Below are 14,291 nucleotides of genomic sequence, written 5' to 3' on the forward strand. Positions count from 1 at the left end.
CCCGCCGACGATAACGGAGCGGAATAGGACAAAGCAAGGCATCGGAGCGGTCGTGGCCGATTCGTCACCGAAGTGCGGCTAGAGCGCGACAGGAATGGCGCCCGGGGGGGCCGCGTCCGCGTCGCTTACGCCTCGGCGCCTTGGCAGTCCGGGCACAGGCCGCGGTACGTGATGGAGCCGCGCGTGACGCTGAAGCCGTGGCGCTCGTCGCCGGGGAGCCAGTCCACCGGGTCCGCCATGGCGTGCACGTCCTTCATGAGCCCGCAGCCCTCGCAGATGAGGTGGTGGTGCTCGTGGTCCGCGTTCGGGTCGTACCGCTTCGAGCGCCCGTCGAGGGTGAGCTCGAGGACCTCGCCGAGGGCGACCATCTCGTTGAGGGTGTTGTAGACCGTGGCGCGCGAGAGCTCGGGCATGCGCTCGACGGCGCGCTCCAGGATCTCCTCGGCGGTGAAGTGCACGTGGGAGCCCTCGAGCGTCTCGGCGATGACACGCCGCTGCGGAGTGATGCGCCAGTTGTGGCGCCGGAGTCGGGTAACGAGGTCGCTCATGCTGTTCTCTCACGCGGTCGGGGCATTGAATACCACTCTAGCAGGCGAAACACTGTGGCACTACTTACCTGGGACTGGTTCTTTGTTTAGACATAGTCTAAGCTAGGATCGAGTCTTAAACAAACAGAGTCGTGAATCGCTAGAAAGGCCTCCGCATGAGCGAGCAGTTCGACAACACTGCCGGGCCGCTGACCACCGAGTCCGGCGCGCCGATCTCCAACAACAACCAGAGCGAGGCCGCCGGCGTCGGCGGGCCCCTGCTCATCCAGGACCAGGTCCTGCTCGAGAAGCTCGCGCACTTCAACCGCGAGCGCATCCCCGAGCGCGTCGTCCACGCCCGCGGCGCGGGCGCCTACGGCACCTTCACCGTGACCGCCGACGTCACGAAGTACACGAAGGCCAAGTTCCTGTCCCAGGTGGGCAAGGAGACCGAGACGTTCCTGCGCTTCTCCACCGTGGCCGACTCCCTCGGCGGCGCCGACGCCCGCCGCGACCCGCGCGGCTGGGCCCTGAAGTTCTACACCGAAGAGGGCAACTACGACCTCGTCGGGAACAACACCCCGGTGTTCTTCATCCGCGACGCCATCAAGTTCCCCGACTTCATCCACACCCAGAAGCGCGACCCGTACACCGGCTCGCAGGAGGCCGACAACGTCTGGGACTTCTGGAGCCTCTCCCCCGAGTCGGTCCACCAGGTCACCTGGCTCTTCGGCGACCGCGGCATCCCCGCGTCCTACCGCCACATGGACGGCTTCGGCTCCCACACCTTCCAGTGGGTCAACGAGGCCGGCGAGCAGTTCTGGGTCAAGTACCACTTCAAGACCGACCAGGGCATCAAGAACCTCACCCAGGACGAGGCCAACAAGCTCGCCGGCGAGGACCCCGACTCGCACCAGCGCGACCTGCGCGAGTCGATCGAGCGCGGCGACTTCCCGTCCTGGACCGTGCAGGTGCAGATCATGCCCGCCGCCGAGGCCGCGACCTACCGGTACAACCCGTTCGACCTCACCAAGGTGTGGCTGAACGAGGACTACCCGCGCATCACCATCGGCAAGCTCGAGCTCAACCGCAACCCGGAGAACATCTTCGCCGAGGTCGAGCAGTCGATCTTCTCCCCCGCGCACTTCGTGCCGGGCATCGGCCCGTCGCCGGACAAGATGCTCCAGGGCCGCCTGTTCGCCTACGGCGACGCGCACCGCTACCGCGTCGGCATCAACGCCGACCACCTGCCGGTGAACCGCCCGCACGCCACCGAGGCGCGCAACGGCAACCGCGACGGCCAGGGCTACGACGGCCGCCACGGCCGCCAGAAGAACTACGAGCCCAACTCGTTCGGCGGCCCGTACGAGACCGGTCAGCCGCTGTGGGGCCCGACCCAGGTCAGCGGCCTCACCGGCGAGTGGGAGACCCCCAAGCACGCCGAGGACGACGACTTCGTGCAGGCCGGCAAGCTCTACCGCCTCATGAGCGAGGACGAGCAGGACCGCCTCATCGCGAACCTCTCCGGGTTCATCGCGAAGGTCAGCCGCGAGGACATCATCGAGCGCGCCATCGCGAACTTCGCGAAGGCCGACGAGAACTACGGCAAGCGCCTCGCCGTCGCCGTAGCGGAGCTGCGCAAGTAATAGAGGGCGGAGCTGCGCAAGTAGTGGAGCGCGGTGCTGCGCGAGCAGCACGGAGCCGCGCAGCCGAAAGCGAAGCTGCGCATGCAAGACGCGTTGAGAGCCGCGGGTGGGAGTAGCCGCCAGGCCCGCGGCTTTTCGACAGCGACCCGGTCCGGTGCGCCCGCGAGGGACACCGGACCGGGTCCGGCCGCCCGGCCGGGGCCTTGGGAAGGGCACCCCGGCCGGGCGTATCGCGTCCCCGCGAAGAAACCCGTGGTCGCCGACCCCGCGCCAAACGCGAAGCGGCCCGGCGTGCGCGACGCCGGGCCTGTCCGCTTCGCGGGGCTAGTCCTCCAGGACGCGCCCGCACTCGCCGCATTCCGGCGGTTTCTGGCGTGGCACCTCGATGAACTCCTCGGCCACGATCCACAGCTTCCAGCGGCCGTCGCTCTCGCGGTTCACGGTGATCGAGGTGATGTCGTCGCGGCTGGGCCGCTCCAGGCCCCACGAGATCGCCAGCGGCTCCTTGTGCTTCGCGAGCTTCACCTCCCGGCCCTTGAGGTAGTAGCCGGCGCGGGAGTACACGAGCTGCGTCTGCTCGCCGTGCTCCTTCGGCACCGGTTCGCGGCTGCGGCCGTTGAGGAACGAGTGGTACTCGGTGTGGAGCTGCCGGGCGATCTGCTGGAGCGGCACCGACGAATAGACCTTCACCCACCGGTTCGCGGGCTGGTTCTTCCATTTGGTGAGACGGGCCGAGATCTCGGCGTACGAGATCTTCTCCCCCTTGGCGCGCCATTCGCGCTGGAACACCGACAGCGACCAGTTGTACACGGCCCGAACCGCTTCCAGCGTCTCCTCCAGATTCCGCCGCTGCTGCTCATCGGGGTCGAACGTATACTCGTAGCCGCGTTTCACCAAGTGGGTCATAGGCTTCGTCATGTCCATGACCTGTTGATATCAGACGATTACACTCCGACACGTGTTCCTCACCTCATCGGCGTGTCTGCCAGCCGCGCGGCAAGTAACTTGGCGTGGTGCCCTTCGACCTTGATCCCGGCCTGTTCGCCCTGCTCATCGCCGCGGCAATCTTCGCCGGATGGGTCGACGCGGTCGTCGGCGGCGGCGGGCTCATCCAGCTCCCCATGCTCCTGGTGGCCTTTCCCACAGCGCCCACCGCGCTCATGCTGGGCACGAACAAGATGGCGTCGGTCTTCGGCACCACCACTTCGGCGATCGCCTACGCCCGCAAGATCAAACTCGAGCACCGGCTGCTGTGGCCCACCGTCGGGCTCGCGCTCCTCGGCTCGGGCGCGGGGGCGCTCGCCGCGCTCTCGGTCTCCTCGGACGCGTTGAAGCCCATCATCATCGCCGTCCTCCTGGCGGTGCTCGTGCTCGTCGTCGCGAAGCCGCAGCTGGGCCTGGAGCCGAAGCCGGAGCTGCACACCCGGTGGCGCGCCGCGGCCGTGATGGTCGTGTGCGGCCTGGCGATCGCCTTCTACGACGGGATCATCGGCCCCGGCACCGGGATCTTCCTGGCGGTGGCGTTCACGTCGATCCTCGGCATGGACTTCCTGGCCGCCGCCGCGCACACCAAGGTGGTCAACATGACCACCAACCTCGGCGCGCTCGTCGTCTTCGCGGCGCAGGACAACATCTGGTGGCTGCTGGGCGCCGTGATGGGCCTGGGCGCCATGCTCGGCGCGTGGTTCGGCGCGCACACCGCGATGTCCAGGGGCAGCAAGTTCGTGCGCGTCGTGCTGGTCATCGTGGTGCTCGCGCTCCTGGCCCGGCTGAGCTGGGACGTCTGGGCTCGTTGAAACCCGGGTCCGTCAAGGGTTGATCGCGAGGAACAGGTAGGCCGCGAGCAGCACCAGGTGGACGCCGCCCTGGAGGCGCGTGGCGCGGCCGGGCACGATCGTCAGGACGCTGACGACGACGGTGAGCCCGAGCAGCACGATCTCGGTCGAGCCCAGGCCCAGCAGCAGCGGGCCGTCCATGAAGAACGAGGTCACCGCGATCACCGGGATGGTCAGGCCGATCGACGCGATCGCCGAGCCGTAGCCGAGGTTGATGCTGGTCTGGATGCGGTTGCGCGACGCGGCGCGGATCGCCGCGATCGACTCCGGCAGCAGCACCAGCAGCGCGATCGCCACACCCACCGAGGACGCCGGGAACCCGGCCGCGAGCACCCCGGCCTTGATCGCGGGCGACTCGGCCTTCGCCAGGCCCACGACGCCGACGAGCGCGACCATGAGCATCGCGAGGCTCAGCAGCGCGGTCCTCCCGCTCGGCGGGTCGGCGTGGTCCTCCTCGGTGACGACCCCGTCCTCGGTGATCGGCAGGAAGAAGTCGCGGTGGCGCACCGTCTGCGTGAACACGAACAGGCCCCACAGCGTGATCGACGCGAGCGCGGCGAAGACCAGCTGCGACGCCGAGTACTCCGGGCCTGACTCGCTCGTGGTGAAGGTCGGCAGGACCAGGCCGAGGGTCGCGAGCGTGGCGACGGTGGCGAGGGCCGCGCCGCTGCCTTCGGGGTTGAAGAGCGTCGTGCCGAACTTGAGGGCGCCGACGAGGAGGGCGATGCCGACGATGCCGTTGGTGGTGATCATGACCGCCGCGAACACCGTGTCGCGCGCGAGCGTCTCGGCCTCGGAGCCGCCGCCGGCCATGACGGTGACGATGAGCGCGACCTCGATCACGGTGACCGCGACGGCGAGGACGAGCGAGCCGAAGGGCTCGCCGACGCGGTGGGCGACGACCTCCGCGTGGTGGACCGCGGCGAGCACGGTCGCGACGAGGGCGACCGCCGCGAGGATGACCAGCGGCGCGCCGAGCTCCCGGCCCCAGACCGCGGCCAGCACCGCCACCCCCAGGATCGGTGCGATCACGGTCCAGGAGAGGAGCGGGTTGCTCTTGACGGCGGCCATGGGCGCATGGTTTCACAACCGGGGCCACAGGTCGGTGCAGTTCACGGATCGGATGGAACCGCCCACAAACCGTTGATCGTCCCCATTGTCCCTGGCAGCATGGGAGGGTCGGGGGCGTGCGCGGTCCTCCCGCTCTGAGCGGAATCCGGCTAGGCTCATGGCATGACCGGCAACGAGATTCACTCCACGGTCGAGCGCCTGCGCTCGCACTTCGCCACTGGCCGCACCAAACCCCTGCCGTGGCGGCTCGAGCAGCTCAAGGGCCTCGACCGGATGGTGCGCGAAGCCGGGGACGAACTCGCCGACGCGCTGCGCGCCGACCTGGGCAAGGCCGCGCCCGAGTCGTTCCTCGCCGAGATCGACTTCGTGGCCGCCGAAGTGCGGGCCCTGCGCAAGCACCTGCGGACCTGGTTCCGCCCCAAGCGGGTCTACACGCCGCCGCACCTCCAGCCCGCGAAGGCGTACGTGCTGCGCGAACCGCTCGGCGTCGTCACCGTCATCGGGCCGTTCAACTACCCCGTGCAACTCCTCCTCGCCCCGCTCGCGGGCGCCCTGGCCTGCGGCAACGCGGTGGTCGTGAAGCCGAGCGAGGCCGCGAACACGACTGCGGCCGTGCTCGAGCGGCTCATCGGCGAGTACCTCGACCCGGACGCGGTCGCGGTGATCCAGGGCGGGCCCAAGGCGACCGAGGCGCTCCTCGCCGAGCGGGTCGACCACATCTTCTTCACCGGTTCGGTGCGCGTGGGCAAGATCGTCGCGAAGGCCGCCGCCGAGCACCTCACCCCGGTCACGCTCGAACTGGGCGGGAAGAGCCCGGCCATCGTCGAGCCGGGCGCGGACCTGGCGACGGCCGCGCGGCGCATCGCCTGGGGCAAGTTCATGAACGCCGGGCAGACCTGCATCGCCCCCGACTACGTGCTCGCCGTCGACGGCGTCGGCCCCGAACTGGAGAAGCACCTCGCCGAGGCGGTGCGGGAGATGTACGGGCACGCCCCGGCCGACAGCCCCGACTTCGGGCGGATCATCGACTCGGCCTCGTTCGACCGGCTCGCGCGGTTCCTCGAAGAAGGCCGGCTCGTGTGCGGCGGCGGGCACAACCGCGACGAGAAGTACATCGCGCCCACGGTCCTGGGGGACATCGCGCCCGGCGACGCGGTCATGGGCGGGGAGGTCTTCGGTCCGATCCTGCCGATCCTCACCGTGGACACACTGGACGATGCGATCGGCTTCGTCAACAAGGGCGAGAAGCCGCTCGCGCTGTACGCCTTCACGAACTCGGACCTGACGCGGCGCAAGCTCCTGACCCGCACCGCATCCGGCGCGGTCGGCTTCAACGTGCCGATGGCGCACATCGACGTGCCGGGCCTGCCGTTCGGCGGGGTCGGGCACTCCGGTATCGGCTCCTACCACGGGAAGGCCTCGATCGAGACGTTCAGCCACGCGAAGTCGGTGCTGGACAAGCCGTTGGCACCGGACACGATGCGCGTGGTGTACCCGCCGTTCACCCAGATCAAAGAGCAGGTGCTGCGGCGGCTGCGCTAGGCGGGCTTCAGGCGCCGTCCGCCGCGAGGTGGGCGTTGATGCGGCCGAGCAGCCGGAACAGCTCCCGGCGCTCGGTCTCGCTGAGCGGGGCCATGATGCGCTCGTTGACGCCTTCGAGGACCGCGTCGAGTTCGGCGAGGCGCTCGCGGCCGGCGTCGGTGAGGGTGATGACGTTGCGGCGCTTGTCGGCCGGGTCGGGGTCGCGCCGGATCTGGGCCGCGCCTTCGAGTTCGTTGAGGACCGCCACGAGGTCGCTGCGGTAGACGCGGGCGCGGTCGGCGATCTGCGACTGGCTGGAGGGCCCGCACTCGGCGAGCACGGCGAGCACCACGAAGTGGTCGCGGCGGGCGCCCACCGCGGCGAGCGCCGCCCCGGAGACCTTGCCCATCTGCGCGCCCGTCATGCCCATGAGGCGCTGGATCTGGCGCTTGAGGCGCTCGGGCGTCTCGTCGCCCCGGTCGAACCGCAGTTCAGCGTCGGTCTCCATCCGCACAGCCTACCGCAGCGGCGTTAGCAGGACTAACGATGCGTGTTGGTCCCGGGGTGAAGGAGCGCCGACGAAAACGGGCCCTGGCCGGCGGTGACGCCGACCAGGGCCCATACCCCTCGAAGACAAGCTTGGAATGATCATACCAACCCACTTGCGCGCGCTATAAGCGGGCAGGAGGGCATGGATGACCCACGCTCCCAAGCATTCTGTAGCGATCAGCGGACTCGATCAGTCCATTTCGGACTTACAGGTACCGCCAGCAGACGGTGTACGCGTGGTCGGGGAAGTCGTAGCTCTGCCAGGTGCTCCACCCGTCGTCGCCGCACCAGTCCAGGTTCTCGTACTCGTCGATGCGGCCCGTCACATACGTGTTCGCACTGTCGCAGTCGGCGAAGTGGAACAGCGCGGTCCCCGCGTCGGGGTCCCCGCTCATCGACATGCAGTCGTCCTGCGACGCGTACCCCATGTCGTCGGGGTAGATCATGCTCAGGCACAGCACCACGTCCAAATAGGCCTGCCCGGTGGTGAACGTGTAGTTCTGGTTGTAGTACGCCGACTCCTCGCACGAGCCCGGATCGCTCACGCCCTCAAGGCGCTCCAGCACCTCGAACGCGCCCTCCTGGCACTCGATCGGATACCACTCGGAGACGCTGTCGTTCGGACCGAACACGCACTCCCCGACCTCGGCGTGGTACGCCTCCCCGTTGGCGTGCAGGAAACTCAGGCACAGCACCAGGTTCGCCGCCGACGACGACACGCTCGTGGACAGGTCGTCGACCCCGTCGCACGAGGCCAGATCGGTCGTGTCGTGGTAGACCTCGACCACCTCGAAACTGCCGTCCTCGCAGGAGGACGGCTCGAGGTCGGCCGTGGTCTCGTCGCCGTAGTCCCAGAAGCAGTCGCCGACCACCGCGGTCGCGACCGGATCCGTCTCGGTGTCGACCGGTTCACTGGTCTCCTCGCCGCCCAGGCCCGAGTCGTCGCCGGTCGCTTCGGCGGTGCCGTCGCTGGCGGCGTAGTCCGGGTCCTTGCCGTCGTCCCCGCCCAGGTTCGGCAGGATCACGACCAGCGCGATCACGACCACGGCCAGCACCGCGAGCCCCGCGTACATGACCGTACGGTCCGGCTTCTGCCCCTGCGGCGGGTGGTACGGGACGCCCGGAGGCAGCACCGGCCCGCCCGGCTGGGACGGCGCGCCCACGGGCGCGTACCCCGGGCTCGGCGCATACCCCGGCGCGGACGGGACGTACCCGGGCTGCGCCACCGGCACCGGCGAATACCCTTGCGGCGCCGACATGTGGTACGACGCGGGCGGCTCCGGCGTGTAGTTGATCGTCGACGGCTCCGACAGGCCCGGCTGCGACGCCGCGGGCACGATGCCCGGGCCGAACATGACGACCGTGCGGTCGGGGCGCACCAACGTGTCCCAGCCGTGGCGGCGGGCGAGGTCGGCGACCTCGGCGCGCTGCCGCTGCTCGATCGCGGCCACGGCGGGCGGCCACGGCGCGGCGAGCGGCTCACCGATGCGCAGCACCAGCTCGGCGGCGCTCACGCGCTGGTCGGCCTGCTTGCGCAGGCACGGTTCCACGAGGTACCGCAGGGCCTCGGGCAGGCGCTCGAGGCCCGGATCGCCGTTGACGACGCGGTTCATGACCTCGTACAGTGCTTCGGCGTCGAACGGGTTCGCGCCGGTGCTCGCGGTGATGATCGTGGCGCCCAAGGAGAACAGGTCGGACGCGGGCCCGACGGCCTGGCGGGTCACCTGCTCGGGCGACATGAACGCGGGCGCGCCGATGACCGCCCCCGTCTGGGTGATCGACGCGTCGCCGCCGGCCTCCTCGGTGACGCGGGCGATGCCGAAGTCGATGAGGCGCACGCCGTCCTCGGTGAGGATCACGTTGGAGGGCTTCAGGTCCCGGTGCACCACGCCGTAGGAGTGGATCTCGGCGAGCGCGGCGGCGAGGCCGTGCATGAGCCGGCGCGTCGACGCCTCGTCCAAGGGCCCGTTGGCATGCAGGGCCTCGGCGAGGGTGGGGCCGTGGAAGAACTCGGAGGCGAGCCACGGCTCCGGGGCGTGCTCGTCCGAGGCGAGGACGGCGGCGGTCCAGCGGCTGGCGGCGACCTCGCGGGAGGTGATGACCTCGCGGCGGAACCGGTACCGGAACTGCGGGTCGTGGAGGAGGTGGGGGCGCATGACCTTGAGCGCCACCAGCTGTCCGTCGCCGGCGGCGGCGAGGAGGACGCGGCCCATGCCTCCCTCGCCGAGTTCGGCGAGGACCCGGTAGGGCCCGATCTCCCGCGGTTCGTCATCGCGGAGTGGCTTCATGCGACGGCTCCTGAATTCGGCGATTCCCAAATGATTCGCAACGCTAGAACCCCCCGTCACAACTCTGTCATGACGCGGGAGCGCCTATATCCCCAATTCAGGCCAGCATGCGCGGGCGGCTCGACCGCCGCGCTCTAGTCGAACCGGCGAACGACGACCGTGATCTCGTTCCGGTTGTGCCGCAGCTGGCGCGCGAACTCGATGTCGTACGCCGCGCCGAGGATCGCGAAGGACTCGTCGATCTGCTCCAGCACACGGTGGTTGCCGGTCTTCAACGTCGTGACGGCCACGCCGAAAGGATTGAGCAGCCGGGCGGAGTCGACCATGAGCCGGCTGGAACGGTCGGGGCTCATCTTCATGTCGTTGACGAGCAGATCGAACCGCTGCTTCGTCTCGCGCAGGAAGTTCCCCGCAGTCGTCCGCTCATGGACGACTCCAGGCAGCTTCAGGACGCGCGGGTCGAGATCCCCGGGGTCGACGGCAGTGGTCCGGTAGCCGCGCTCAGCGAGAATGCGCGTCCAACCGCCGGGGGCCGCCCCGTAATCGAGGGCCGTGCCCTTCGGCTCGACGCCCTCGTCGATCGGGTGCGCCTTGAACAGCTCCTCGAGCTTGAACTCGGCGCGCGACACCTGGTCGGCGGTCTTGGAGAGCCGCACCTCGCCCCCGGGCCAGGAGGAGAGGCTGTCGGCGACGCGGTTCACGCCGACGATCGCGGTCTTGGGCGTGAAGCAGATGGAGACGGCCAGGGGACTGCCGGTGCGGGTGACCTGGTAGCCGCGGTCAGTGAGGACCTGGGCGGCCTTTTCCCAGGCGTCGTGGCGGCTGAACTTGTAGGCGGTCTTGCCGCTCAGCCAGATCTGCAGCGAGATCTCGGCGCCCGCGCTGTACTCCCGGATCGCGGTGTCGAGGAAGTCGATGACCGAGTCGAGGCCCGCCGCGGCGTGGTCGTACTCGGCGACGACGTTCGTGAGGTGCCGCGGGAAGACGAGCGGGACCTGGCGGGCCAGCGCGGCGACGTCCTTCGCGGTGGTGTGCGCGGCCTCGAGGACGGCGGACTCCTCGCCCACACGGCGGATCTCGACGGCGTCCTCGACGTGGCGGAGCAGCTCCTCTTTGGCGACGGGCCAGGAATCGGCCGCCATGGAGAGCAGGGTCTTGCGTGTTGCCATGCCGGTTCCCTCAGTGTTCGGCGGACGCCCGCCGCGTGTCGGGGACATTCGCGACCAGTGTAGGCATCGCGGGCGTTCGCTCCCCGCGACGGCGGCATGTCCGCAGTCACAGGCGCATGAAAAATCCCCGTCCGCTGCTCGGCGGGCGGGGATTTCGGGTGGTGGCCAGGGCCGGGATCGAACCGGCGACCTATCGCTTTTCAGGCGATCGCTCGTACCAACTGAGCTACCTGGCCGGAGGTGCGTCGCGCGCACCGCCGTGAACACTGTACAGCACCCCCGGCCACCTGCTCCAAGCGGTATTGCCGGGGCCCGGACGGGCCCGGCCGCCCGTGCCGGGCCGCGCGGTACTGGCTGTTTCGCCTGCGCAGACGGGGCGACCCCAAGGGCTGCAACCCCTTCCGGAGCCGTGATCACGGGCGGCCGCGAACGCGAGTAGCGTAATGGGCCCCTACCCCCGAGGAGGTTTCTGTGACCCGACTCGCTGCCACGCCACCCATGGGCTGGAATTCATGGGACGTGTACGGAACTTCGGTGACCGAGGCCGAGATCCGCGCCAACGCCGCGTTCATCGCCGAGCACATGGCCGGACACGGCTGGGAGTACGTGGTCGTCGACATCCAGTGGTACGACCCCGCGGCCCGCGCCGGCGGCTACAACCTCGGAACCCGCCTCACCCTCGACGAGTACGGCCTCCCCCAGCCGGCCCCGAACCGCTTCCCCTCCTCCGCCGGCGGCGCCGGGTTCAAGCCGCTGGCCGACTACGTGCACTCCCTGGGCCTGAAGTTCGGCGTCCACATCCTGCGCGGCGTGCCCCGGCAGGCGGTCGCGGCGAACACCCCGATCAAGGGCAGCGAGTACTCGGCGGCGCAGATCCCCGACCGCGAGCGGGTCTCCTCGTGGATCGACGACAACTGGGGCATCGACCACTCCCACCCGGGCGGCCAGGCGTACTACGACGCGCTGGTCCGCCAGTTCGCGGCCTGGGGCGTGGACTACATCAAGGCCGACGACATGATCGCGCCCTACTGGGAGGACGAGGTGGAGGCGTTCTGGCACGCGGTCGACCGCGCCGACCGCGACATCGTGCTCAGCCTCTCCCCCGGGATGAGCCTCTCCACCGAGCACGCCCAGCATCTGCAGGAGCACTCGCACCTGTGGCGGATCTCGGCGGACCTGTGGGACCGCTGGCGCGACATCGACGCCCAGTTCGACCTGCTCCGCGACTGGGCCCCGTTCGCAGGCCCGGGCCACTGGCCGGACGCGGACATGCTCCCGCTCGGCCGCATGGGCCTCCGCGCGGAGGTCGGCGAGCCCCGGCAGAGCCTGCTGACGCCCGACGAGCAGCGGACGATGCTCACCCTGTGGTGCATCGCCCGGTCGCCGCTCATGGTCGGCGCCGACCTGCCCGGCTCGAGCGCTGAAACGATCGAACTCCTGACGAACCCCGAGGTCCTCTCGGCCCAGCGACACAGCGCGGGGGCCAAGGAGGTCTGGCGCGAGGGCCGGCACGTGGCCTGGGCTTCGACCGACGGCGCCTTCGCAGCGGTGTTCAACCGGGGCCCGGAAGCGGCCGAGCTGCACCTGCCCTGGTCGGCCCTCGGGCTGAATCGCCCGGAGCGGGTGCGCGACTGCTGGTACCGCTCGGACATCGTGCCCGGGGACCAACTGAGGGCAAAGCTGCAGCCGCACAGCGCGGCGCTGTTCCGGCTGTCGTTAGCGGCGCCCGCTCGACCGGCGCGGCCGTGTAAGCGGGGCACTTCGTCGACCGGCGTGAACAGCGCCGACTCGAACAGCCCCTGGAACTTGTGAAACATCGGGATGCCCGACCCGATCTCCGAGATGTCAGAGCCGAGCACCGTGCCGTCCCGCTTCACGATCAGCCGGCCTGACTTTGGGCGGCGGTGCGCGACGCGCATGCAGCCGAACGGCTTGAGGTCCTTGCCGTCCTCGGCGTTGCGCTCTCGGGCACGGGCGTGGCTGGTGGGCAGACATGTTGCGGGCGGCCGGGCTGGTGTGTCCGGCCGCCCGCTGGTGTTCCTCCGCGGTGGAGTGTGGCCCGTGCGGGGACCGCGCGCGGGCGGCTTCCCGCGCGCGGTCTCGGTATGGTGGCGTTCGCGAATCCCCTCTATCGCCGCCATCCCGCAAGGCCAGATGGCTTTTTTGCACCAACCTTGGCACGCTTCGTGATCGGTCGGCAACAGAAAGTTTCCGCCTGTGGATAACTTTCCGCGAAGATGAATCCACAGTGGATACCTGCTTGTGGATGGTGACATTGAGGGCGGCTGCGTCGCTGGTGGACAGGTGATTTCGATACATGCCGCAACGGTGTCACACCACGCAGTCGGTCGACAACCGTGAGCTTCCTTCTTGTGGATAACCCTGTGGATCGCGCCGGCGTCGCAGGTCAGGAACTCGCGGCAGTCGGGTCGGTGATCCACTGGACGAGCTGGATGATCACGCCGTTGGGGTCGGCGGTCTGGAAGTACCGCTCGCCCCATTCCTCGGTCTCGATCGGCGTGGTGATGGCGACGCCCTCGGCTTGGACGCGGGCGTATTCGGCGTCGATGTCCTCGACGACGAAGGCCAGGAGGAGGCCGTCAGCGTGCCCCTTGGCGCTCTCGGGCTTGAACGTGGACAGGCCCGTCTTGAGGAAGATGACGTTGAAGCCGGCGTCCGGGCGCGAGAGCGAGACGAAGCCTTCGGCGGCCATGTCCTCGGTGAAGCCGTAGTGCCGCTTGAGGAACTCGGCCGAGGCGGTCGGGTCGGTGACGTTGAGCGAGACGGCGGATGAGGTGATGCGCATGTGCGGCTCCTTTTCTTCGTACGTTGTATATTGTACAACGTACGTCGTACGGCGTACAAGTTCACACGTTAGGATCTTCTTGTGAGTGCCACCACTGAGACACCGAAGCCCAATCTGCTCGAACTCCTCTGGAGGGCCGCGCCGGAGAGCGGGCGCGGGCCCCGCAAGGGCCTGACCGTGGACGAGGTCGTCGCCGCCGCGATCGCGCTGGCCGATGCCGAAGGGCTGGAAGCGGTCACGGTCCGCCGCCTCGCCCAAGAGCTCGGGAAGGCCCCGATGACGCTCTACACCTACGTGCCGGGGAAGACCGAGCTCGTCGCCCTCATGCTCGACGCGCTCTTCCAGGGCATGGAGCGGCCCCAGGAGTCCGGCGCCTGGCGCGATCGGCTCACCGCCGTCGCGCGGGACAACTACCGGCTCTACCGCGAGCACCCCTGGGCGGCTGCGGCCTCGCCGAGCCGCCCGCCGCTCGGACCCGGCCAGTGCGAGAAGTACGAGCACGAACTCCAGGCGCTGGAGGGCTTGGGGCTCAACGATGTCGAGATGGACGACGCTTTGGCGTACCTGCTCGCCTTCGTGCGCACGGCCGCGCAGGACGCGGCCCAGTCCGAGGCCGAGCGCGCGGCCAGCGGCATGGACGACCAGGAGTGGTGGGAGGCCAACGGGCCCCTGCTCGCGAAGGTCCTCGACCCCGAGCGGTTCCCGACCGCCGTCCGCGTCGGCCAAGCCGCCGGCGAGGCGCACGACGCGGCGTACAACGCCGAGCACGCCTTCGCGTTCGGCCTGGAGCGGACGCTCGACGGCCTCGCGGCGCTCATCGAGCGCTAGGCATCGCAACGTTGCGCACCGAGCGGTAGGCGTCGAAAGGCAGCGCATCGA

At 69.4% G+C, this 14,291-nt stretch carries 12 protein-coding genes and 1 tRNA gene; 5 read left to right on the forward strand and 8 right to left on the reverse strand.

Annotated elements, in window-relative coordinates:
- Window positions 1–125: 125 nt before the first annotated feature.
- Window positions 126–548 carry a Fur family transcriptional regulator gene (locus tag AB0I03_RS08570; protein WP_360408648.1) on the reverse strand — a complete coding sequence of 141 codons (423 nt, stop codon included), beginning with the start codon at window positions 546–548 and terminating at the stop codon, window positions 126–128.
- A 155-nt stretch (window positions 549–703) separates the two neighbouring features.
- On the opposite strand from AB0I03_RS08570, the gene AB0I03_RS08575 reads away from it, so the two are divergent.
- Window positions 704–2,173, forward strand: a complete 1,470-nt coding sequence (locus tag AB0I03_RS08575) for a catalase (RefSeq protein WP_360408651.1) — start codon at window positions 704–706, stop codon at window positions 2,171–2,173.
- 324 nt (window positions 2,174–2,497) lie between these two features.
- Here the strand turns inward: AB0I03_RS08575 and AB0I03_RS08580 are convergent, their stop codons facing one another.
- Window positions 2,498–3,091, reverse strand: a complete 594-nt coding sequence (locus tag AB0I03_RS08580) for a transposase (RefSeq protein ID WP_360408654.1) — start codon at window positions 3,089–3,091, stop codon at window positions 2,498–2,500.
- Window positions 3,092–3,186: 95 nt separating this feature from the next.
- On the opposite strand from AB0I03_RS08580, the gene AB0I03_RS08585 reads away from it, so the two are divergent.
- Window positions 3,187–3,969 carry a TSUP family transporter gene (locus tag AB0I03_RS08585; protein WP_360408657.1) on the forward strand — a complete coding sequence of 261 codons (783 nt, stop codon included), beginning with the start codon at window positions 3,187–3,189 and terminating at the stop codon, window positions 3,967–3,969.
- Between the two features lie 12 nt (window positions 3,970–3,981).
- On the opposite strand, the gene AB0I03_RS08590 is transcribed toward AB0I03_RS08585, so the two are convergent.
- Window positions 3,982–5,079 (reverse strand): ionic transporter y4hA, encoded by a 1,098-nt coding sequence (locus tag AB0I03_RS08590; RefSeq protein ID WP_360408660.1) that lies wholly within the window; start codon window positions 5,077–5,079, stop codon window positions 3,982–3,984.
- 162 nt (window positions 5,080–5,241) lie between these two features.
- Here AB0I03_RS08590 and AB0I03_RS08595 point away from each other — a divergent pair, with 162 nt between their 5' ends.
- Entirely contained in the window at window positions 5,242–6,621 is a 1,380-nt protein-coding gene (locus AB0I03_RS08595) for an aldehyde dehydrogenase family protein (protein WP_360408663.1), read from the forward strand.
- A 7-nt stretch (window positions 6,622–6,628) separates the two neighbouring features.
- Here the strand turns inward: AB0I03_RS08595 and AB0I03_RS08600 are convergent, their stop codons facing one another.
- From AB0I03_RS08600 to AB0I03_RS08615, 4 genes are all read right to left on the reverse strand, one after another.
- On the reverse strand, window positions 6,629–7,108 hold the full coding sequence (locus tag AB0I03_RS08600; protein ID WP_360408666.1) for a MarR family transcriptional regulator: 480 nt from the start codon (window positions 7,106–7,108) through the stop codon (window positions 6,629–6,631).
- A gap of 247 nt (window positions 7,109–7,355) precedes the next feature.
- Window positions 7,356–9,437: a protein kinase gene (locus AB0I03_RS08605; protein ID WP_360408669.1), complete on the reverse strand. Its 2,082-nt coding sequence runs from the start codon at window positions 9,435–9,437 to the stop codon at window positions 7,356–7,358.
- Between the two features lie 134 nt (window positions 9,438–9,571).
- A complete protein-coding gene (locus tag AB0I03_RS08610) occupies window positions 9,572–10,606 on the reverse strand; it encodes an SAM-dependent methyltransferase (protein WP_360408672.1) in 1,035 nt (344 codons plus the stop codon).
- Between the two features lie 159 nt (window positions 10,607–10,765).
- Window positions 10,766–10,842: transfer RNA gene (locus AB0I03_RS08615), tRNA-Phe, on the reverse strand.
- 235 nt (window positions 10,843–11,077) lie between these two features.
- Between AB0I03_RS08615 and AB0I03_RS08620 the strand changes: the two genes are divergently transcribed.
- Complete coding sequence (locus AB0I03_RS08620) at window positions 11,078–12,418, forward strand: glycoside hydrolase family 27 protein (protein WP_360408675.1); 1,341 nt, start codon at window positions 11,078–11,080, stop codon at window positions 12,416–12,418.
- Window positions 12,419–13,013: 595 nt separating this feature from the next.
- Here AB0I03_RS08620 and AB0I03_RS08625 read toward each other — a convergent pair.
- Window positions 13,014–13,412: a VOC family protein gene (locus AB0I03_RS08625; RefSeq protein WP_360408678.1), complete on the reverse strand. Its 399-nt coding sequence runs from the start codon at window positions 13,410–13,412 to the stop codon at window positions 13,014–13,016.
- Window positions 13,413–13,493: 81 nt separating this feature from the next.
- Here AB0I03_RS08625 and AB0I03_RS08630 point away from each other — a divergent pair, with 81 nt between their 5' ends.
- Window positions 13,494–14,240 (forward strand): TetR/AcrR family transcriptional regulator C-terminal domain-containing protein, encoded by a 747-nt coding sequence (locus tag AB0I03_RS08630; protein ID WP_360408681.1) that lies wholly within the window; start codon window positions 13,494–13,496, stop codon window positions 14,238–14,240.
- Window positions 14,241–14,291: the final 51 nt, after the last annotated feature.

Origin of the sequence: Glycomyces sp. NPDC021274 (genome assembly GCF_040641195.1) — a bacterium.
GTDB lineage: Bacteria > Actinomycetota > Actinomycetes > Mycobacteriales > Micromonosporaceae > Glycomyces.

Excerpts from the sequence above, each read along its gene's own strand:
- AB0I03_RS08570 (WP_360408648.1), bottom strand. The coding sequence starts at position 548 with ATGAGCGACCTCGTTACCCGACTCCGGCGCCACAACTGGCGCATCACT.
- AB0I03_RS08575 (WP_360408651.1), top strand. The coding sequence starts at position 704 with ATGAGCGAGCAGTTCGACAACACTGCCGGGCCGCTGACCACCGAGTCC.
- AB0I03_RS08580 (WP_360408654.1), bottom strand. The coding sequence starts at position 3,091 with ATGACGAAGCCTATGACCCACTTGGTGAAACGCGGCTACGAGTATACG.
- AB0I03_RS08590 (WP_360408660.1), bottom strand. The coding sequence starts at position 5,079 with ATGGCCGCCGTCAAGAGCAACCCGCTCCTCTCCTGGACCGTGATCGCA.
- AB0I03_RS08595 (WP_360408663.1), top strand. The coding sequence starts at position 5,242 with ATGACCGGCAACGAGATTCACTCCACGGTCGAGCGCCTGCGCTCGCAC.
- AB0I03_RS08600 (WP_360408666.1), bottom strand. The coding sequence starts at position 7,108 with ATGGAGACCGACGCTGAACTGCGGTTCGACCGGGGCGACGAGACGCCC.
- AB0I03_RS08605 (WP_360408669.1), bottom strand. The coding sequence starts at position 9,437 with ATGAAGCCACTCCGCGATGACGAACCGCGGGAGATCGGGCCCTACCGG.
- AB0I03_RS08610 (WP_360408672.1), bottom strand. The coding sequence starts at position 10,606 with ATGGCAACACGCAAGACCCTGCTCTCCATGGCGGCCGATTCCTGGCCC.
- AB0I03_RS08625 (WP_360408678.1), bottom strand. The coding sequence starts at position 13,412 with ATGCGCATCACCTCATCCGCCGTCTCGCTCAACGTCACCGACCCGACC.